This is a genomic window from Micromonospora sp. RP3T (assembly GCF_003027925.1).
Lineage (GTDB): Bacteria > Actinomycetota > Actinomycetes > Mycobacteriales > Micromonosporaceae > Micromonospora.
The window spans coordinates 78,292-97,660 of the sequence record NZ_PYPS01000009.1; the positions used below are offsets into that span (position 1 = coordinate 78,292).

18 protein-coding genes are annotated in these 19,369 nt (G+C 71.8%); 5 read left to right on the forward strand and 13 right to left on the reverse strand.

Annotated features, from left to right (window positions below):
• Window positions 1-55: 55 nt before the first annotated feature.
• The 4 genes from C8054_RS09965 to C8054_RS09980 form a co-directional block, all read right to left on the reverse strand.
• Window positions 56-823 carry a LytTR family DNA-binding domain-containing protein gene (locus C8054_RS09965; protein WP_107156470.1) on the reverse strand — a complete coding sequence of 256 codons (768 nt, stop codon included), beginning with the start codon at window positions 821-823 and terminating at the stop codon, window positions 56-58.
• Complete coding sequence (locus C8054_RS09970) at window positions 820-2,043, reverse strand: sensor histidine kinase (protein WP_107156471.1); 1,224 nt, start codon at window positions 2,041-2,043, stop codon at window positions 820-822. Before C8054_RS09970 ends, C8054_RS09965 begins: the two co-directional genes overlap by 4 nt.
• 10 nt (window positions 2,044-2,053) lie before the next feature.
• Window positions 2,054-3,559 carry a sugar transferase gene (locus C8054_RS09975; RefSeq protein WP_107156472.1) on the reverse strand — a complete coding sequence of 502 codons (1,506 nt, stop codon included), beginning with the start codon at window positions 3,557-3,559 and terminating at the stop codon, window positions 2,054-2,056.
• Window positions 3,560-3,839: 280 nt separating this feature from the next.
• Window positions 3,840-4,700, reverse strand: a complete 861-nt coding sequence (locus C8054_RS09980) for an Fpg/Nei family DNA glycosylase (RefSeq protein ID WP_107156473.1) — start codon at window positions 4,698-4,700, stop codon at window positions 3,840-3,842.
• Window positions 4,701-4,724: 24 nt separating this feature from the next.
• On the opposite strand from C8054_RS09980, the gene C8054_RS09985 reads away from it, so the two are divergent.
• From C8054_RS09985 to C8054_RS09995, 3 genes are all read left to right on the forward strand, one after another.
• Window positions 4,725-5,975, forward strand: a complete 1,251-nt coding sequence (locus C8054_RS09985) for a glycosyltransferase family 4 protein (RefSeq protein ID WP_107156474.1) — start codon at window positions 4,725-4,727, stop codon at window positions 5,973-5,975.
• Between the two features lie 99 nt (window positions 5,976-6,074).
• Entirely contained in the window at window positions 6,075-6,869 is a 795-nt protein-coding gene (locus tag C8054_RS09990) for a phytanoyl-CoA dioxygenase family protein (RefSeq protein WP_107156475.1), read from the forward strand.
• A complete protein-coding gene (locus tag C8054_RS09995) occupies window positions 6,866-7,690 on the forward strand; it encodes a TrmH family RNA methyltransferase (protein ID WP_107156476.1) in 825 nt (274 codons plus the stop codon). The genes C8054_RS09990 and C8054_RS09995 overlap by 4 nt, the downstream gene beginning before the upstream one ends.
• A gap of 31 nt (window positions 7,691-7,721) precedes the next feature.
• On the opposite strand, the gene C8054_RS10000 is transcribed toward C8054_RS09995, so the two are convergent.
• Together C8054_RS10000 and C8054_RS32265 are read right to left on the reverse strand one after the other, a co-directional pair.
• On the reverse strand, window positions 7,722-8,909 hold the full coding sequence (locus tag C8054_RS10000; RefSeq protein WP_233219563.1) for a helix-turn-helix domain-containing protein: 1,188 nt from the start codon (window positions 8,907-8,909) through the stop codon (window positions 7,722-7,724).
• Complete coding sequence (locus C8054_RS32265; protein WP_199199665.1) at window positions 8,896-9,066, reverse strand: hypothetical protein; 171 nt, start codon at window positions 9,064-9,066, stop codon at window positions 8,896-8,898. The genes C8054_RS10000 and C8054_RS32265 overlap by 14 nt, the downstream gene beginning before the upstream one ends.
• Window positions 9,067-9,414: 348 nt before the next feature.
• Here C8054_RS32265 and C8054_RS10010 point away from each other — a divergent pair, with 348 nt between their 5' ends.
• Entirely contained in the window at window positions 9,415-10,242 is an 828-nt protein-coding gene (locus tag C8054_RS10010) for a helix-turn-helix transcriptional regulator (protein WP_107156478.1), read from the forward strand.
• 8 nt (window positions 10,243-10,250) lie between these two features.
• The gene (locus tag C8054_RS10015; protein WP_107156479.1) at window positions 10,251-10,445 is read left to right on the forward strand and encodes a DUF397 domain-containing protein; all 195 of its coding nucleotides are present in this window, start codon (window positions 10,251-10,253) and stop codon (window positions 10,443-10,445) included.
• A 321-nt stretch (window positions 10,446-10,766) separates the two neighbouring features.
• Here C8054_RS10015 and C8054_RS10020 read toward each other — a convergent pair whose 3' ends face one another.
• The 7 genes from C8054_RS10020 to C8054_RS10050 all read right to left on the reverse strand — a co-directional run bounded on the left by C8054_RS10020 (window position 10,767) and on the right by C8054_RS10050 (window position 19,346).
• Entirely contained in the window at window positions 10,767-11,486 is a 720-nt protein-coding gene (locus C8054_RS10020; RefSeq protein WP_107156480.1) for a CDP-alcohol phosphatidyltransferase family protein, read from the reverse strand.
• Window positions 11,461-12,528, reverse strand: coding sequence for an iron-containing alcohol dehydrogenase family protein (locus C8054_RS10025; protein WP_107156481.1), 1,068 nt, complete (start codon window positions 12,526-12,528; stop codon window positions 11,461-11,463). The genes C8054_RS10020 and C8054_RS10025 overlap by 26 nt, the downstream gene beginning before the upstream one ends.
• A complete protein-coding gene (locus C8054_RS10030) occupies window positions 12,516-13,247 on the reverse strand; it encodes a sugar phosphate nucleotidyltransferase (RefSeq protein ID WP_107156482.1) in 732 nt (243 codons plus the stop codon). The genes C8054_RS10025 and C8054_RS10030 overlap by 13 nt, the downstream gene beginning before the upstream one ends.
• A gap of 107 nt (window positions 13,248-13,354) precedes the next feature.
• The gene (locus tag C8054_RS10035) at window positions 13,355-13,804 is read right to left on the reverse strand and encodes an NUDIX domain-containing protein (protein ID WP_199199666.1); all 450 of its coding nucleotides are present in this window, start codon (window positions 13,802-13,804) and stop codon (window positions 13,355-13,357) included.
• Between the two features lie 143 nt (window positions 13,805-13,947).
• Window positions 13,948-17,004 (reverse strand): malectin domain-containing carbohydrate-binding protein, encoded by a 3,057-nt coding sequence (locus C8054_RS10040; RefSeq protein WP_233219564.1) that lies wholly within the window; start codon window positions 17,002-17,004, stop codon window positions 13,948-13,950.
• Between the two features lie 217 nt (window positions 17,005-17,221).
• Window positions 17,222-18,268, reverse strand: coding sequence for a glycoside hydrolase family 26 protein (locus C8054_RS10045; protein WP_107156485.1), 1,047 nt, complete (start codon window positions 18,266-18,268; stop codon window positions 17,222-17,224).
• 145 nt (window positions 18,269-18,413) lie between these two features.
• Entirely contained in the window at window positions 18,414-19,346 is a 933-nt protein-coding gene (locus C8054_RS10050; RefSeq protein ID WP_107156486.1) for a sulfotransferase, read from the reverse strand.
• Window positions 19,347-19,369 lie beyond the last annotated feature (23 nt).

Here is a 19,369-nt window from a genome sequence, read left to right on the forward strand (position 1 = left end):
AGGTACGCGGTGCGACACCCGTCGATCAGCCGTACCGGCGGAATCGACTGTGGAGTCAGCGGTTCCAGTCCTGCTTGGCGGCGCGGACCAGCTTGTCCTTCAGCTCCCGGGTGTGCCGGCGGCTCACCGGCAGCTCCGTCCCGTCCACCACCACCACGTAACCGGAGTTGACCAGCCGTAGCTCGGCGATGAGCCGCAACTGCACCAGGTACGACCGGTGGACGCGGACGAACCCCGCGTCGGCCCAGCGCTCCGCCAGCGTGGCCAGCGACACCCGGACCAGGTGCGACCCCTCCGCGGTGTGCAGCCGGGCGTAGTCGCCCTGCGCCTCCACCCAGCGCACCGCCGAGCGGGGCAGCATCCGGGTGGTGCCGGCCAACTCGATCGGAATCGTCGGGTCCTCCTCCGCCCGGGCCAGCGCCGCCGGATGCGACGGCACCACCCGCGAGCCGATCACCCGGCGCAGCGACTCGGCCAGCCGCTCGGCCCGGACCGGCTTGCGTACGTAGTCGGTGGCGCCCAGGTCGAACGCGTCCACCGCGCCGTCGTCGTACGCGGTGACGAAGACGATCGCCGGCGGCCGGGCGAACCGGCGCAGCACCCGGGCCAGCTCCATGCCGTCCAGCCCCGGCATCCGGATGTCGAGGAACACCACGTCCACGTCGTCGTCGCGGAGCACCCGCAGCGCCTCGGTGGCGTCGCCGGCGGTGTGCAGCCGGGCCACCCGGGGATCGGTGCGCAGATGGTAGGCCAGCTCGTCGAGGGCCGGCGGCTCGTCGTCCACGGCCAGCACCCGGAGGAAGCCGGTGCCGGACACCGTCATGAGGAGACCCGGACGCCGGGGTGGAACTTCGGCACCCGCATGCTGACCTTCGTACCCGAGCCCAGGCCGGTCTCGACGACCAGGCCGAAGCGGTCCCCGAAGGCCGACCGCAGCCGCTCGTCGACGTTGGAGAGGCCGACGTGCTGCCCCGGGTCGTCGGCCGGGTCGCTGCCGACACCGGACACCTCGGCGATGCCCGCCGTCAGCGTGGTCGGATCCATCCCCACTCCGTCGTCCTCCACCGTGATGTGACATTCGGCGCCCGCGTCCCGGGCCTCGATGCTCACCATGCCGGTGCCCGGCTTGCGGGACAACCCGTGGCGCACCGCGTTCTCGACCAGCGGCTGGAGGCAGAGGAACGGCAGCGTCACCGGCAGCACCTCCGGGGCGATCTGGAGGCGCACCTGGAGCCGCTCGCCGAACCGGGCCCGCTCGATGGTCAGGTAGCGGTCGATCGAGCGCAGCTCCTCGGCCAGCGTGGTGAACTCGCCGTGCGAGCGGAACGAGTACCTGGTGAACTCGGCGAACTCCAGGATCAGCTCCCGGGCCCGGTCCGGGTCGGTCCGCACGAACGAGCCGATCGCGGTGAGCGCGTTGTAGATGAAGTGCGGGCTGATCTGGGCGCGCAGCGCGCGTACCTCGGCCCGGGCCAGTCGTTCCCGCGACGAGTCCAGCTCGGCCAGGGCGAGCTGGTCGCCGGCCCAGTGCGCGGTCTCCAGCGTGGCCTGCACCAGGCCCGGCGCCGGCCGCTCGTCGGCCACCGCCACCAGCGCGCCGACCACCCGGCCGTCCGCGCTCAGCGGCGCCACCACCGCGCCGCGTACCGGGCAGTCGACCAGGTCGCAGTGCAGCTCCGACTCGCGCAGCACGGTGGAGCGCCCGCTGTCGACCACCCGCCGGGCCGCCGCGACCAGTTGGTCGCCGTGGTGCGCGCCGCGCCCGTCGACGGCCAGCAGCAGCTCGCGGTCGGTCAGCGCCAGGCCGGCAGCGCCCACCAGGGCCCGCAGATGGCGTACGGCCTTCGCCGCGCCCGCCGCGCTCAGGCCGGTGCGCAGCGGCTCGGCGGCCAGGCCGGCGGTGTGCAGCACCTCGTACGTGGCCCGCTGGGTGGCGGTGGCGATGCCCCGCCGGGCGCGCAACCGCAGCACCGCCCAGAGCGCCGCGGCCAACGCGGTGACCAGCGAGACGACGGCGAAGACGGCCGAGAGGTTGCCACCCACCCCGGGAACGTTAGTACGCGCCCTTGCGGGCCAGCACCACCCCGACGGTCCGCCACAGGATGCTCAGGTCGTACGCCAGCGACCAGTTGTCGACGTAGTAGAGGTCGAGCCGGACCGCCTCGTCCCAGGACAGGTCGGAGCGGCCGGACACCTGCCACAGACCGGTCATGCCCGGCCGGACCAGCAGCCGGCGTCGCACGTCGCCCAGGAAGTCGCCGTCGTCGGCGGGCAGCGGACGCGGGCCGACCAGGGACATCTCCCCCCAGAGCACGTTGATCAACTGGGGCAGCTCGTCAAGCGACGAGGCCCGCAGGAAGCGGCCCACCGGGAAGACCCGGGGATCCTGCTTCATCTTGAACAGCATGCCGTCGGTCTCGTTCTGGTCGACCAGGCCGGCCAGCCGCTCCTCCGCGTCCACGTACATGGTGCGGAACTTCCACACCCGGAACGTGCGCCCCTCGTGCCCGACCCGGGGCTGCCGGAAGAACACCGGACCGGGGTCGGAGATGCGGATGGCGAGCGCGATCGCGGCGAAGAGCGGGGAGAGCAGCAACAGGCCCAGCGCCGCGGCGACGCGGTCCATCAGGTTCTTGAGCAGCAGCGCCGGGCCGGAGAGCGTCGGCTCCTCGACGTGCAGCAGCGGCAGGCCCTCGATCGGGCGGATGTGCACCCGGGGGCCGGCGATGTCGGTGAGCTGGGGCGCGACCACCAGGTCGACGCCGGAGCCCTCCAACTGCCAGGCCAGCCGGCGCAGCTCACCCGGTTCGGCGCTGGCGGAGCCGCAGACCGCGATGGTGTCCCCGCCGACCTCCCGCACCAGGGCCAGCACGTCACGGCCGGCGTACACCGGCACCGGCGTCTCCAGGCCCCGGGCGGCGGCGTACCCGTCGGTGAGGTGGATGGCCACCGGCACCAGGCCGACGTTGGGGTTGCGGGTGACAGTGGTGTAGACCTCCAGGCACTCCGGCAGCGTGCCGACCAGCACCATCCGGTGCCCGGCCTGGCCGACGCGGCGGCGCAGCGCGTGCAGGCCCGCCCGGACGATCATCCGGCCGAGCAGGATCAGCAGCAGCGCGCCGAGCAGCGCGAAGCCGACCGTCCACCGGGACAGCGTGGTCTTCGTCGCGAACGCCAGGAAGGAGACGGTGGCGGCGACCGCCACGCCGGAGCGGATCACCCGCTTGTACTCGTCCGGGCCGAGGCCCAGGTAGCGCCGGTCGTAGGTGCGGTTGCCCCACAGGATGAGCAGCCAGCCGAGCGGCAGGAGCAGGAACGCCACGGTGTAGAACCACGCCTGGGGCGCGTCCCGGAAACCGGAGGCGGCCTGCTCGAAGATCTGCACGGCCAGGAAGCTGGCCAGGGCCGCCGCACCGAAGTCGGCCAGCAGCAGGATCGCGATGTAGGGACGGTGCCAACGGGAGACCCGGCGTCGCGCGCGAGCCCACGCCGACCGGGGTACGCCGTTGTGCGACGGCGGTGTCGGCGGCTGGATCTCAAAGCTGTCGACGTGCCGCACGCTCTTGCTCCGGCCTGTGTCGGTTACCGGGCGCTGGAGGCTTGTCGTCACCTCAACCCATGTCCTCCCGCATGACCCGAACCTCACTCGCCGTGAGGACGCGGGTCGCTCACCGTCCCAGTCTCCCACGTTGACCGTGGCGATCTGGCCGGCTCCGAGTCAGTTGTGAAGCCGGGGACCGAGCCACTATACCGATGGATGACGGCTCGGGTAGAGCCACCGACCGGGACCTTCCGCGATCCCCGGTCGATTCCGCTCAGTAACGACCGGGTGTGGTTACTCACCGTACGAGTCGGGACAACCTTCGGTCAGCCAACGGCTTGCCGCCGGTCTGACAGGTGGGGCAGTACTGGAGGCTGGAGTCGGCGAACGAGACCTCACGCACCGTGTCGCCACACACCGGACAGGGCAGCCCTTTCCGGGCGTGCACCTTGAGGCCCGAGCGCTTCTCCCCCTTCAGCTCCGCGGCCCGCTGACCCATCGACCGCCGGACCGCGTCGCCCAGCACCGTCCGGGTCGCCGCGTGCAGGCCGGCGAGCTGGTCGTCGGTGAGCCGGTCGGTGATCGCGAACGGGGAGAGCCGCGCCGCGTGCAGAATCTCGTCCGAGTACGCGTTGCCCACGCCGGCCAGCACCGACTGGTCGGTCAGCACGCCCTTGACCTGCCCCCGGCGGCTGCGTAGCCGCTCGACGAACGTGGGCAGGTCGGCCGCCAGCGCGTCCGGCCCCAGCTTCGCCACGCCGGGCACCTGGGCCGGGTCGGTGACCAGGTAGGCGGCCAGCTTCTTCTGGGTGCCGGCCTCGGTCAGGTCGAAGCCGGAGCCGTCGTCGAGGCGTACCCGCACCGCGATCGGGCCCTTGCCGGGCCGCAGCGGGGTCGCCGACGGAAACGCCTCCCGGTAGTGCAGCCAGCCCGCCCGGGCCAGGTGGATCACCAGGTGCAGATCCTCGTCGAACCGGACGTCCAGGAACTTCCCGTGCCGGCCCGCGCCGGTGACCGTCCGACCGGCGACCGCGCTGGGCGGCGGATCGTACGTCTTCAGCGCGTTGATCGAGGCCACCTCGAACCGCTCGACCCGCCGGCCCACCGCCCGCTCACGCAGGTACCCGGCGAGCGCTTCCACCTCCGGTAGTTCAGGCACGGGACAACGGTAGCCTTCTTTCCCGTGAGAATCGTGGTGGCGCACAACCGGTACCGGGAAGCTCAGCCGTCCGGCGAGAACACCATCGTCGACGCGGAGATCGCCCAGCTCACCGCTGCCGGCGTGGAGGTGCTGCCGTTCCAGCGCAGCTCCGACGAGATCCCGTCGATGTCGAAGCCGGCCAAGGCGCTGCTGCCGATCTCGCCGATCTGGGCCCCGAAGGCCCAGCACGACCTGGACCGCCTGCTCGTCGAGCACCGGCCGGACGTGTTGCACCTGCACAACCCGTACCCGCTGCTCTCGCCCTGGGTGGTGCGGACCGCGCACAAGCGCGGCGTGCCGGTGGTGCAGACGGTGCACAACTACCGGCAGGTCTGCTCCTCCGGTCTCTACTTCCGCGACGGCGTGATCTGCCAGGACTGCCGCGGTCGCGCGCTGGGCGTGCCCGCGATCGTGCACCGCTGCTACCGCGACTCCCGGGCGCAGAGCGCGCTGATGGCCACCACGCTGGCCGTGCACCGCCCGACCTGGCGGTCGGTGGACCGCTTCATCGCGCTGACCTCGGCGGTCGCCGACCACCTGCGGGACTACGGCATCCCGGACGAGCGGATCGTGGTCAAGCCCAACGCGGTGCCCGATCCGGGCACGCCGGCGCCGGTGGGGGACGGCTTCCTGTTCATGGGCCGGCTCAGCCCGGAGAAGGGCCTGGACCTGCTGCTCGCGGCGTGGCGGCGACACCCGGTGGGCGCGCTCGGCCCGCTGCGCATCGCCGGTGACGGCGAGTTGCGCCGGTTGGCCGAGGCGGCCGCCGCCGAGCGGCCCGACGTGCGCTACCTGGGCCAGCTCGACCGCCAGGGGGTACGCGCGGCGCTCACCGACAGCGCCGTGGTGCTGGCCACCTCGACCTGGCACGACGTGCTGCCCACCGTGATCATCGAGGCGCTGGCGGCCGGTCGGCCGGTGCTCGGGACCGCGCTCGGCGGCATCCCGTACCTGGTCGGCGCGGACACCCCCCGCGAGCCGGCCGGCACCGGCCCGGCCGAGGTGGCGACCGCCGCGCCCGGCGAAGGGCAGGTCCCGTTGCCGGTCGGGGTGCAGCGCGGTGAGGCCGGCTGGGTGGTGGCGCCCGAGGCCGACGCGCTGGCCGCCGCGCTGCCCTTGGCCGCCGCGGAAGCGCGCGCCCTGGCCGGCGCGGCCCGCACCCGCTACGAGCGCACGTTCCACCCCGACGTGATCACCAAGCGCCTGATCGACGTCTACGCCTCCCTCTCCTGACCGGCCTCCCTCCCGCCGCCTCTTTCGCCGGCCCACCCGACCGACGCGGCGCGGGAAGTGTCGGGTGACTGGGACCGGTGCCACCACACGATGGGAGGCATGGACGACGAAACGCTGGTGTCCCGGTTCCTTCGCGACGGCTTCGTGAAGCTGGCGGGGGCCGTCGCACCGCGCGTGGCCGCGGACTGCGCGAGGCTGCTGTGGCGGGAGACGGGCTGCGACCCGGACGACCCGGCCACCTGGACGCAGCCCGTGCACTGGGTGCCCGGCATGGCGCAGGGGCCGTTCGCCGCCGCGCCGAACTCGCCGTTCCTCCACCACGCGTACGACCTGCTCGTCGGCGCGGGACGGTGGGAACCGCGTTACTCGCTGGGGACGTTCCCATTGCGCTTCCCGCACACCGACGAGCCGGACGACGCGGGTTGGCACATCGAGGGCAGCTATCTGCCGGAGGGCGCGACCTGGTACTTCACGAACGTCCGCTCCCGGGACCGGGCGCTGCTGATGCTGTTCCTCTTCAGCGAGGTCGGTGCGGAGGACGCCCCGACCCGGATCCGGGTCGGCTCACACCTCGACGTGCCGAAGGTGCTGGAGAAGTACGGGGAGGACGGGGCGAGCGGGCTGGACCTCGCGCCCGAGTTGGTGGCGGCCTCCGACCACCGGCCACTCGCCCTGGCCACCGGGTCCCCGGGCGACGTCTTCCTGTGCCATCCGTTCCTGGTGCACGCGGCCCAACCGCACCATGGGACGCGACCGCGCTTCATGGCCCAGCCGCCGCTGATGCCGGCCGCGCCGTACGAACTGGAACGGGCCGACGGCGCGTACTCGGCCGTGGAGATCGCGATTCGCCGGGGACTCGGACGGGACACCGTTGTTGCCGAGCCGCACCGGTGACAGGGCTGGTGAGTGGCCGCAACGCCCGGTTCCAGCAGTGGGAGGCGCTGCTCCGCAACCGGGCCAAGCGGCAGCGTCGCGGCGAGTTCCTCGTGCAGGGCGTACGCCCGATCGCCATGGCCGTCGAACACGGCTGGCAGGTCCGGGAGCTGCTCCACGACGCCGACGCCCAGCTGTCCGGCTGGGCCCGCAGGACCCTGGACGCCGTCCGGGCCGAGCGGTTCGCCGTCTCCCGGGAACTGATGCACGAGCTGGGCGGCAAGGCGGACACGGCACCGGAGCTGCTGGCCGTGGTCGCGACACGTGAGGACGACCTGTGCCGTATCCCGGTCGGGCCGACCATGAACGTCGTCGTCTTCGACCGGCCCACCAGCCCCGGCAACATCGGGACGGTCATCCGGTCCGCGGACGCCCTCGGCGCGTCCGGCGTCATCGTCACCGGCCATGCCGCCGACGTGTACGACCCGAAGGCGGTACGGGCGAGCACCGGCTCGCTGTTCGCGCTGCCCGTGGTCCGGGTGCCCGCACACCAGGCCGTGCTGTCCTGGGTGGCCGACGTGCGCGCCGCCGGTGTCGACATCGGCATCGTGGGTGCCGACGAGCACGGCGCACGGGATGCCGCCGAGCACGACTTCACGCGACCCACGCTGACCCTGATCGGCAACGAGACCACCGGTCTCAGCGTCGGCTGGCGGGCGGCCTGCGACCAGCTCGTCCGGATCCCGATGGCCGGGGCTGCCAGCTCCCTGAACGCGGCGGCTGCCGCGACCGTCCTGCTCTACGAGTCGGCACGCCAGCGCGTTGCCGTCGCCCGCCGGTAGCGCATCGGACACACCGGTGGGCCGGTCATGGTCAGCTCAGCCCGAGGGCGGCGGCGAGTTGGACGATCGTGGTCGGGGCACGCGGGTCGCGTATCACCTGGGCGAGCACCTCCCGGGCGGCGGGCCGCTGCCGTACCTCGGCGGGTGCCATTCGGTCGGCGTCGGCCAGCACCCGGCCGGCGCGAGCCGGGTCGTCGGCCTGGAGGTAGGCACGGGCCGCGTCGATCAGGTGCGCGGCGCGGTGTTCCACCGGTAGCCAGCGCCAGGCGTCCCGCGCGGTCGCCTTCTCGTGCCAGCCGACCGCCTCGCTCGCGTTGCCCAGGTCGAGCGCGGCGGCACCCCGGGCCAGGTCGACCGCTGTCGGCCCGAACGCGGTCCGGTGATGGTCGTGACCCTCGCCGACCCGGGCAGCCATGCCGGCGGCCTCGTCGATCAGATCAGCGGCGGCCCGGTCGTCGCCCCGGCGGGCCGCCGCCAGCGCGGCCTGCACCAGCAAGGTCCCGCACAGCGACAGCGCGCCGGGAGAACCGTCCTCCGAGGCGATCCGGTATGCGGCGGTCAACGTGGCTGCCTCCGCCTCCCGCGCCCGCCCGGACGCGCGGAACACCTGGCCGAGCTGCACCGCAGCGGCGGCCACCAGCAACCGATCGCCGGTCGCGGCAGCCATGGCGCGGTCCGCGGCCAGCCAGCCCAACTCGGTCTCATCGAGCTTCACCAGCAGCGACGCGGTGAGCCGGTACGCCTCCACCAGCAGCGGACACCCCCACCCGTCGGCGGCGACGCGCTGCACGCCCGCCAGCAGCCCTGGCGCGACGGCGACCACCTGCGGATACCGGGCATGCTGAAACAGCATCCAGGCGTGCTCGACGTCCCGGACCAACCGGTCCGCCGGCAACACCGCGCCGTGGGTGGTCGGCCGCGCCAATGCCATCTCGTACGCCGACAGCGCCGCCCGGATCCGATCCACGCCCTCGGCCTGCCCGGCAGTCTCAGCGGGTTGAGCGTCCCGGCCGAGCAGCACGGCGGTGTCGATCCGGAGGACGGCGGCGATGTCCCGCAGCGTCGACACCTTGTCGAGGGACCGGACACCGCGCTCGACCTTGTCGACCCAGGACTTCGACCGACCGAGCCGATCGGCGAACACCTGTTGCGACAACTTGCGCCGCCCCCGCCAGTACGCCACGCGCCGGCCGACCGGCAGCAGCTCACTGCTGTTCACGCTGCCACCGCCGGTCCGGCACCGCCCGGGTGGACTCCTCGGCCGGTATCCGCTCCGCCTCGGCCTGGGCGAGAAGTCGCTGCCGGGCGGCCTCCCGTTCCGCCGCCTGGATCTCCTCGCCCCGGTCCTCGGTCCCGGACCTCCGTCGCCCCGTCACGACCAGCACCCCGCCCGATGCTCCCCGGCGAGCGTCAGCAACGGCCGTTCCCGTAGGTAGGGCACCCGGGCAACGCCGACGGCCCGGTATGCGCCTGCCCGACTCGGATGGTTCCTCGGCGGGATGAGGCGGCCGAGCGGGTTCACCCGACGGCGCGCGAACGGCCAGAGCTTGCGCAGCAGTCCGGGGCGTGTCGGGTCCTTCGCATGCCGTGCCATGGGGCCTCCCGAAAGGCTTTATAGTTTCTCAAATTAGAAGTCCAGATAAGTAGGCTAGCGGGGCGCTCCTGATTTGGGAACTCACGGCGTGTCGTCTGACCGGTTACCGCAGGGCAGGGATACTCGCCGCATGGTCACCCCGACAATCCAGAGGCGTCGCCTGGGCAATGCCCTGAAACGAGCCCGCGAGGCGGCAGGCAAGACTCAAGAGGAGGCCGCCGAGGTCATCGATTCGGCGTCGAGCAAGGTCAGTCGACTGGAGCTGGGGCAGTCCGGCATCCGGCTGACCGACTTGAAGCTGTTGCTCGACTTCTACGGAGTGACCGGCGAGGCCGCCGAGCCGCTGCGGGACCTCGCCCGCGCCGGACGGCAGCGGGGACGGTGGAGCGGCTACCGGAACGTGGTGCCGGACTGGTTCCGGCAGTACCTTGACCTGGAGGCGGACGCGGCCGAGATCCGCTGGTACCAATCCGAGGTCATCCCGGGCATCCTGCAGACCGAGCCGTACATCCGGGCGATCATCGAAGGCGAGGATGTAGAGCAGCAGACCGCAGTACGTCTCGAACGACAAAAGGTGATCGATCGCCCCGACGGACCGGAGTTGAGCTTCATCCTCAGCGAGTCCGCGCTGCGTCGTAACCTCGGCGACCGGGCGACGATGCGGGAGCAGTTGTCCCATCTCGCCACTCTCGCCAACCGGCCCAACGTCACGATCCAGGTCTTTCCGCTGGATGCCCAGACCTACGTGATCTCCTCATATACCTTCATCACCCTCCGTTTCGGGGAGGAAGTCGCCTCGGACGTCGTCTACCTGGAGACGTTCACCGACGCGGATTACCTCGACAGCCCCGAGGCAGTGCGGGCCTACAATCGGCTGTGGGATCGCCTCCGGGCTGCGGCCCTGGGGCCGGCAGAGTCTCGGAAGCTCATCCTGGGGATTGCCGACGAGATGAAGTAGAGGCTGACATGTCGAACCCGGACCTCACCGGCGCGGTGTGGCACAAGTCCACCCGCAGCGACGGCAACGGCGGCGCGTGCGTCGAGGTGGCCGATCTGCGCGACGGGGTGGCCGTTCGAGACAGCAAGGACAAGGCCGGTCCCACGCTGGCATTCGACGCCCAGGGCTGGCGTACCTTCATCGACTCGCTCAAGAGCAGCTAGCCGTACCTCTCGTACTGGATGAGGCAGTCCGCCGTCCGGAGTTCGGCCTCGGTGGCGGGGACGACGCCTACGGGACGGGGCACCTGTTCGCCGTGATAGAACGCGCGGATCTCTTCTCTTCCGCCGCTTCACGGACCAACAGGCGGCCACCTTCCCGTGGGGCATCGAAGGTGGGATCGAGGGAGTAGTCCTCCTGTGAGTCGTTCACGACATCAAGTCTGTAGCGGCCTCGACCTGGTCCTGCCGCCCGCCAGTGACTCCGGCAGGCAGTGTTAAGAAGGGGCCCCGCCTCTACCGAAAGCGTTAACCGGGGGCCCCGCCTTACCACGCGGCGCGGGCGGAGAAGGCGATGCTCGCGAGCAGGAAACCGCCGTTGACCACGGTGAACGCCACCACCACCCAGAACGCCAGCGCGGGCGCGAACACCAGCACCAGCCCGGCCAGGAAGATCACCGCGCCGTAGTCGCGGACCAGCTTCACCACGCGTACCGGGAACGAGGTCGAGGTGACCATGCTGGCCGCGTTCGGGCCGGACTGCATCACCGAGGTCACCAGGTTGACCATCCAGGTGCCGGCGAAGACCGCCACCAGCCAGACGGGCGTGGCCGGGCGCTGCGCCACGGCCGTGGCGGACAACGCGGCCACCAGCGCGATCTGGGCGGCCACGTCGCAGAGCACGTCGACCCGGGCACCGGCCGCGCTGCCCTGGCCGGTCACCCGGGCGAGCTGCCCGTCGGCGCAGTCAAGCGCGTACGCGATCTGCCAGCCGACCAGCGCGACCAGGCCGACCATCCAGGCGGGAACGGTGCCGGCGGCCACGTCGTCGGCGAGCGCGACCACGGTCACCGAGGCGGCCAGCCCCAGCACCAGGTTGGCCAGGGTCAGCGCGGTCGGGCGCAGCCCCAGCCGCTGGGCGACGAGCGCGAACGCCGCCCCGATCCACTGGCTGATCGACTCGCTGAACAGGCCGCCTCCCCGGTTGACCCGGTGGAAGTCGGCGACGGTGGGACGGGGCTCAGCCAAGGTGGTCGCGGAGGGCACCGGCGTAGTCTGCCAGCCGCTCCCGGGTCTCGGAAGCGGACATCGTCAGGTGTTCCAGGATGGTGTAGCGGTCCGGCCGGGTCGCCGGCGCGAACTGCACCGCCTCGACGAACTGGTGGTCGGTCAGGCCCACCTCGGACGGCAGCCGGGGCAGCCCGTGCCGGACCAGACAGGCGGACATCTCGGCGAACCGGCGCTCGTCGCCGCGCAGGAACGTGCAGAACAACGCGCCCAGCCCGGCCAGCTCACCGTGCGAGGCGGTGCCCGGGAAGAGCGCGTCGATCGCGTGCATGATCTCGTGGCAGCCGCCACTGGACGGGCGGCTGGTGCCGCAGACCGCCATCGCCAGGCCGCTGGAGATCAGCGCCTCGGCCAGCACCGTGACGAACGCGTCGTCGGTCATGTCGCCCGGATGGTTCAGCACCGCCTCCGCGCCGGCCCGGGCCAGCGAGGCGGCCAGCCCGTCGACCGGCTCGCCGCGTACCCGCCGGGCCAGCTCCCAGTCGGCAAGCGCGCTGATGTTGCTGACCACGTCGCCGATGCCGGCGCGGTTGTGCCGTTCCGGCCCGGCCTCCACGAAGTCCAGGTCGACGATCACCGCGATCGGGATGTGCACCCCGTAGGAGCCCTTCAACCCCTCGGTGATCAGGCTGGCCACCGGGGAGGCGATGCCGTCGTTTGCGAGCGCGGTCGCCACCGTCACCATCGGCAGCCCACGCCGGGTGGCCGCGTACTTCGCCACGTCGATGGTCTTGCCGCCGCCGATGCCGACCACCGCGTCGTACGACCGGGCGCGCAGCTTGCCGCCCAGCTCGTCGGCGGCGTCCAGGGTGCCGCCGGCCACCGTGAACACGTCCGCCGACCGCAGCGACGGGCGGAGCAGCTCGGCGATCTTCTCGCCCTGTCCCGGCCCGACCACCACGGCGACGTCGCCGCCGGCCGAGATCCGGCCGTCGGAGAGGATCGCCGCCAGGTCCGCCACCGCGCCCCGCCGCACGTCGATGTGCAGCGGGGTGAGGACGCTACGGGCTAGTAGTGGCACGCGATCTCCCGCGCCCGGGCCAGATCGTCGTGGTTGTCGACCTCGACCCAGGAGACGTCACCGATCGGCGCCGCCCGCACCTCGCCACCGGAGTCGGCGAACTCCTGGTAGCCGTCCTCGTAGTAGAGGTTCGGGTCGCGCCGCCACGTCGCCTCCAGCGCGTCCGCGAGCGCGTCGGCCACCTGCGGCTCGATCAGCGTCGCGCCGATGTACTCGCCGTACGCCTCGCCCGGGTCCATCAGCTTGGTGATCCGGGTGAGCTGACCGGCCGCGTCGAAGGTGGTCTTCATCTCCTCCTCGGCCAGCGGCTTGAGCGTGTCGACGGCCAGCAGGATGCCGGGGCCGCGCTCGGCCAGCAGCGTCTTCTCCACGCTCACCGGGTGCACGGTGTCGCCGTTGACCAGCAGCACCCCCCGGGAGAAGTGCTCCCGGGCCAGCCAGAGCGAGTAGGCGTTGTTCCACTCCTCGGCCTTGTCGTTGTCGACCAGCGTGATCGTGACGCCGTACTTCTCGGCCAGCTCGGCCTGCCGCTGCCGGACCGCGTCGGCCGCGTAGCCGACCACGATGACCACCTCGGTCAGCCCCACCGCGGCGAGGTTGCGCAGCGCGATGTCGAGGATGGTGACCTCCCCGTCGACCGGCACCAGGGCCTTGGGCAGGGTGTCCGTGTACGGCCGCAGCCGGCGCCCCGCACCCGCGGCGAGCACCATCCCGATCATGCCGACACGCTCCTCTTCTCGACCGGATTCCACGAGGTGAGGATATCGTCGGCGGCCCGGCGGCCGTGGTTCAGCCCATGATCGCCCGGCCGCCGGGCCCGGTCGGCTTACAGCCCGATCGACCGCAGCGCCGCGAAGCCGTCCGCCACGATCCGCCGGAGCAGCCCGTCGTTGACGTCCCGGTGCTCGTCCAGCAGGGCGATGTCCCGCTCCGCCAGCCAGCGGAACTCGGTGTGCTCGGTCGGCTCCAGGCGCGGCCGGCTCAGGTCGCCGTCCACCCGGACCAGGAAGTCGGTCTCCACCCGGTCCAGCCCGTCGTCGCCGGTATAGCGGTACTCGCCGACCAGGCCGAGCACGTGCGACACCGCCCAACCGGTCTCCTCGGCGACCTCCCGGCGCAGCGCGTCGTCGATCTCCTCGCCCGGCTCCAGGTGACCGCCGGCGATGTCCCAGCAGTTGGGGAAGAGACGCCGCTCGGGCGAGCGACGTTGGACGAAGATGCGGCCGTCGTCGTCGACGATCAGCGCGCCGGCACAACGGAGGGGGTCGGTGGGCACGCTCCGACAGTAGCCATCCGCGCCGCTCGCGGCGATGCGTGTTAAGCGGGGCCCCTTCCTCTACCAAAGGCGTTAAGCGGGGGCCCCGCCTTACAAAGCACGATGGCCCGGCCGATACCGGCCGGGCCATCGCTGCGCCTACCTCAGGGACCGACGAAGACCGCCGTGCCGCGCCAGTCCACGTCGTCGACGGCGGGACCGCTGCGGGTGGTGGCGGAACCGGTCGGCACGCCGTCCGCCCAGTCCATCGAGGACAGCGTGCCGGTGCTCCGGGAGACGACGTAGAGCTTGTCGCCGTCCAGGAACAGGCCGCCCGCGTCCGCGAACGCGGTGGTCCCGGTGATCGTGGTGCGCTCCGCGCCGACCGTGCCGGTGTCCGGCGTGAACTGCCGCGAGAACAGCGTGGCCTGGCCGGCCAGCGCGTAGTAGATCCGACCGCTCTTGTAGAACATCGCGGTCACGTTGGGCAGCTCGGCGGCGAAGTTGGTGGTCATGCCCGCGTAGGTCGAGCCCTCCGGCGCGGAGCCGGTGACGACAGTGTCCCACTTCGCGTCGTGGTACGGGTCCAGCTTCTTCGGGGTGCCGAACTCGGTGCCGTCGAACGAGCGCTTGTAGAGGTCGCCGCCGACGCCGTAGAACAGGTCACCGCCGACCCAGAACGCGCCCTTGACGGTCGACCAGCGGGTGTTGTCCGGGTTCGGCACCGACATCGCGTTGCCGACGCCGGTCGCGCCGTCGTACGACCGCTTGGTGATGCTGTCGACCGTGGTGGCCGGCGGCACCGGCGGCAGCTTGACGACCTCGATGCCCTGCACCAGCGGGTTTTCCAGGACCCGACCGAAGTCGACGTCGATGTTGCCGTCGCTGGTGACCGCGAACGCCCGCATGGTGCCCTTGTTGGTGGCGCCGATCGCGGCGATCGGGTCGAAGCTGCTCAGCTTCTGCACGCCGTCGATGCTGACGTTGAACTTGCGCTTGCCGGCGGTGGCGGTGCCCGCCCAGCGGTTGGCGAGGTAGAGCCGCACCTGCACCGGCGTGCCGGCCGGGACCGGGAAGTCCCACTGCATGTCCGGCGCGGGCGACTCGTCCCACCGCTCGCTGCTGAAGAGCTGGGCCGGCGTGCCGGCCGGGACGGTGCCGTCGACAGTCGCGTCGGTGGTGTACGTCGTCACCGTGTTGCCGGCGTTGTGCAGGGCGCTCGGCGCGGTGAGGCTGTCGGCGGCCCAGGCCGGGCCGCTCGGCGCGGCGAGCTGGTCGCCACCGGCGTTGACCCGGTAGAGCACGTCCGACGCGTCGGGCGTCGGCGCGGTCTTGACGACCTCGATGCCCTGGATCAGCGGGTTCTCCAGGACCCGACCGAAGTCGATGTCGACCACGCCGTCGCTGACCACGGAGACGGACTGCATGGTGCCGCGGTCGGTGCCGCCGGCGGCCGCCACCGGGTCGAAGTCGTTCAGCTTGAGCACGCCGTCGACGCTGATATCGATCTTGCGCTTGCCCACCGCGGCGGTGCCGCTCCAGCGGTTGGCCAGGTAGAGCCGGACGTCCACCCGGGTGCCGGCCGCGACCGGGATGTCCCACTGCATGTCCGGTGCGGTCGACTGGTCCCACCGCTCGGTGTTGAACAGCGTCGCCGGGGTGCTGGCCGGCACCGTGGCGTCGAACGTCGCGTTGGTCGGGTACGCCTTCGCGCTGTTGCCGCCGTTGTGGTACGGGCTGGGCGCGGTGTCGGTGTCGGCGGCCCAGTCCGGCCCGCCGTCGGTCGCCGGGATGGCCGGGCCACCCGCGTTGACCCGGTAGAGGACCTCGGTCTGCGCCGCACGGCCGGCCTGGTAGACGTCGCCCGGCAGGCCCTTGGTGCTGGTCGAGTGCGGGGTGCTGCCGCCGTCCAGCGGGAAGAAGGCGATCTTCTTCCGCTGGTACTCGAAGTTGCCGATGTAGTCCTGGTCGCTGCCGAGCCAGAGGCCCTGCGGGGTGACCAGCATCTCGGTGACGCCGTAGCCGCGCGGGTGGCGACCCGGGTTCCAGGCCAGCGGCAGACCGCTGGCCGGGTCGAGGGCCGCGATGCTGGCCCGCGGCACCGCGCCCGGCCCGGCCTTGTCGCGGGCGAGCGGGTTGTTCGACCAGCGGAAGTGGCCGCCGACGTAGATGGCCTTCTCGCTGATGCCGACGGAGAGGAACGTGTCGCCGCCGCTGAAGTTCGTCCAGGTCGGCTTCTGGCCGGCGCCGGTGGCGTCGGTCTCCCAGCGGGCCGCCGAGTCGCAGAGCGTACCCGGGTACGACGCGCCGGTGGTGACCACCACGAAGTACTTGCCGTCGGGGGAGAACTGCGCGTCCCGGACCCACGAGTCGAACGCGCTGTACTTGCAGGCGCCGGAGTAGCCGTCGGTGTTCCAGTCGGCGACTGTCGCCGAGTCGGCGCCCAGGTTGATCCGCACGATCTGGTCGTGCACCGCGTCGTCGGCCTTCTTGAAGTTGCCGATCACCACGAGGTGCTTGCCGTTCGGCGAGACGGTCAGCTTCTCGACGCCGACGCCGGCCGAGGCGCCGCCGTTGGTCGCCGTCCAGTTGTGGTGCTCGGTCAGCGACACGGTCAGGTAGTCGTCCACCGCGCCGGTGGTCGGGTTCAGCGAGGCGAGCCCGGCGCGGTTGGTGGTCGCGGTGACCGTGCTGAAGATGCCGCCGACCAGCAGGTGGCCGTCGATCAGCGCGATGTCGTTGACCGTGCCGTTGAACGCCGGGCCCTTGAAGCCGTCGACCGGGGTGCCGTCCGCGACGTTCAGCAGCGCGAGCTTGCGGAAGTTCTTGTCGCCGACCTTGTTGAACGTGCCGGCGACGTAGACCGTGCCGGCGGTCGGGCCGGCGATGATCGCGGTGACGTCACCGTCGAGCACCGGCGCGAACGCGTTGTCGATCTTGCCGGTCGCCTTGTCGAAGGCGAGCAGGCCCCGGCGGCCGACCGGGGTGGGCGAGGAGCCGCGGTTCTGCGCCTCGGTGAACGAGCCGCCCACGATCACCTTCGTGCCGGCGTCGTGGATGGCCACGACGTTGCCGTCGTTGATGTTCGGCGTCTTGTCCGAGGGCACCTCGCCGACCAACGTGCTGTGGTCGGGCGCGACCGTGGCCGCCGGTGCGGCGAGTGCCGGCACCGGTGTGAACAGGGTGGCGATGCCGAGCACGGCAGCACCGAAGGCGGACACCGATCGGTGTCTCAGGATCGAGGAAGGCACAGGCTGCTCCGGGGGGAACGTCGGAGGCGCTGCGATCGTGGCCGGTGCCGACGCGAGGTGTGGCGTCGCACGGCCGACCGCAGACGTGAGAGCAATACCTTCTCGCATTCGCCTGTCGCCCGTCCACCCGGGATCGGCCTTTTTGACACAACGAGCGGTCCGAGTCGAACGAAAAGACGAGTGAAGATCACTCTGTGCGTGCGGGAGATGGCGCACCGGAGGCGCTGAGATCCGGCATCGGCGGATTGAAGTACGGGTCGGTGGCCAGCTCGCGGAACACCGCCGCGCTCTCCGGGTCGTTGCCGAACGTGCTGTCGTACAGCGGCTTCTCGGTCTGCTTGGCCGCGAAATAGATCACGGCCTTGATCTGCGGGTGCTTCTTCAGGTACGGACCGACCTCACTCATCCACTCGGCCCGCTGGCCCGGCCGGCCGTCCTGGGTCAGCCCGAACTCGCCGATCACCACCGGCCTCGGATGCTTCTTGGCGAACGCCATGAAGTGGTCCATCCGGTTGCTGAAGCTGTTCCACTCCGGGCTCGGGTAGACGTCGGTGCAGAGCCAGTCGACCTGGTCGTCACCGGGGTAGTAGTCGGCGGCCCGGCGTTCCGGCTCGGCGAACCCGTCCGCGTGCGGACACCACGTCCAGGCCGCGTTCGTGGCGCCGACCTCGGTGAAGATGGCGCGCACGTGCTTCCAGGCGGCGACGTAGTCCTCCGGGGAGTGCATGCTGGCGGCCAGGTTCGGCCGGTCCATCTCCCACCGGTAACGCAGCAGCACCGGCACCCCGAACGCCTTGACGTCCTGCGCCCGCTGCCGGATCAGGTTGTCGTAGACGCCGCTGACCGTCGACCGGGTGTCGGTGCCCTGCCAGGAGATCATCTGGAGCTTGCCCTGCGCCTGGAACGCCCGCTCGGTGCCACCCGGGAACGGCTCGTTCCACTCGTGGAACATGTGCGCGATGGCGAGCTGACCGCCCGCCGCCCGGTTGAAGTCGTCCCACGCCGCCGCCCGGCCGGTGGCGTTGTGGAACTGCGGCTTCACCCAGGCGCCCACCCAGGCGCCCTGCTCCGGCAGTTCCGGCCCGCGCCCGGTGGTCTGGACCGCGCCCTTGCGGGGCGTCACCGTGGGCGGCGGCGGCACCGCCGACGCGGTCTCCCCGGCCCGGTCGCCCGACCCGGAGTCGCACGCCGCGACCGCCGGAGCCAGGAGGGCCAACGCGAACACGGCCGCCATCGTCCGTCGTAACCGTCGTACCACCGCAACCTCTCCCCAGGATGGTCGCCGGTCCACTGTCATGTCTGCCGGGCGGGCCCGCGTCAGCGGGACGGCACGCCGAGCCGGGCGGGCGACCCCTGGCACTCTACCCGTGCCAGCGCCCTCACGGGTGGTAGCCGAGCTCCGTCAACAGCGGGCCGGCCTGGGCCAGCACGTCGGTCAGATCCTCTTCGGTCAGTCGCTTCCGCCAGCGCCCCACCGAGCCGGGCCGGGCCTGCCCGAACCGGGCGTGCAGCGCCTGCCGGCCGGCCGGGTCGCCGACCTCCAGGAAATCGGCCACCACCTTGGCCGCCTCGGCCGGCCGGGTGACCACGTCCTCGTAGCGCAGGTGCCGGACCCGGTCCGCCGGCAGCGCGGCGAGCTGGGCCAACGCGCTGCTGGTGAAGCGCCGCCACATCCAGGCGGACCGCCCCAGGTCGGAGACGCGGGTGAACTCCTCGCGCCGCTCCGGCTCCACCCAGAACCGCGGCGCGGCGCCCCACGGCGTACCGCCGCGACCGCTGCGCCCGCTACCGGTCGAGGCCGCGTTCAACCAGGGCTGCTCGGCATGCGACACGGCCACGTCCCGGCCGTCCCGGTAGACGTGCAGGAAGACCGCGTCCGGGAAGACGTCGGCCAGGAACGGCACGATGAAGCAGTTCTCCGGGTCCTTCTCGGCGAACCGCAGCCCACCGTGGCCGGCGGCGGCGAGCAGCGCGCCGTAGTAGCCACGGAAGTAGCGCGCGGCGCGCTGCCGGGTCCAACTTCCCTCGTAGACGCAGCGGGCGACCGCCTTGGTCAGCCGCGGTTCGTAGTGGTAGGACACGTCCGGCAGCGCACCCACGCAGCTACCCAGGAACGTGGTGCCGGAGCGTGGGGCGCCGAGGATGAAGATCGGTCGCTCCACCTTCAGGGTGAGCTTCCGCTTGCCGGCCTCCACCGGCCGCTCCAGGTCCCGGCGTTCCTTGCGGTCCGCCAGCAGGCCGACCGCGGCGAGCTTCGCGGCCTTCACCGTGGACAGCCCGGCGTGCGGGGCGAGGGGGGAGTCGCTGGTCATCGAAGATCCCATCGGTGAGCAGG

What these genes read in the sequence shown, in the direction of transcription:
- C8054_RS09965 (WP_107156470.1), bottom strand. Translation starts at nt 823, where the DNA reads ATGACGGTGTCCGGCACCGGCTTCCTCCGGGTGCTGGCCGTGGACGAC.
- C8054_RS09990 (WP_107156475.1), top strand. Translation starts at nt 6,075, where the DNA reads ATGGACGACGAAACGCTGGTGTCCCGGTTCCTTCGCGACGGCTTCGTG.
- C8054_RS10010 (WP_107156478.1), top strand. Translation starts at nt 9,415, where the DNA reads ATGGTCACCCCGACAATCCAGAGGCGTCGCCTGGGCAATGCCCTGAAA.
- C8054_RS10015 (WP_107156479.1), top strand. Translation starts at nt 10,251, where the DNA reads ATGTCGAACCCGGACCTCACCGGCGCGGTGTGGCACAAGTCCACCCGC.
- C8054_RS10030 (WP_107156482.1), bottom strand. Translation starts at nt 13,247, where the DNA reads ATGATCGGGATGGTGCTCGCCGCGGGTGCGGGGCGCCGGCTGCGGCCG.
- C8054_RS10045 (WP_107156485.1), bottom strand. Translation starts at nt 18,268, where the DNA reads ATGGCGGCCGTGTTCGCGTTGGCCCTCCTGGCTCCGGCGGTCGCGGCG.
- C8054_RS10050 (WP_107156486.1), bottom strand. Translation starts at nt 19,346, where the DNA reads ATGACCAGCGACTCCCCCCTCGCCCCGCACGCCGGGCTGTCCACGGTG.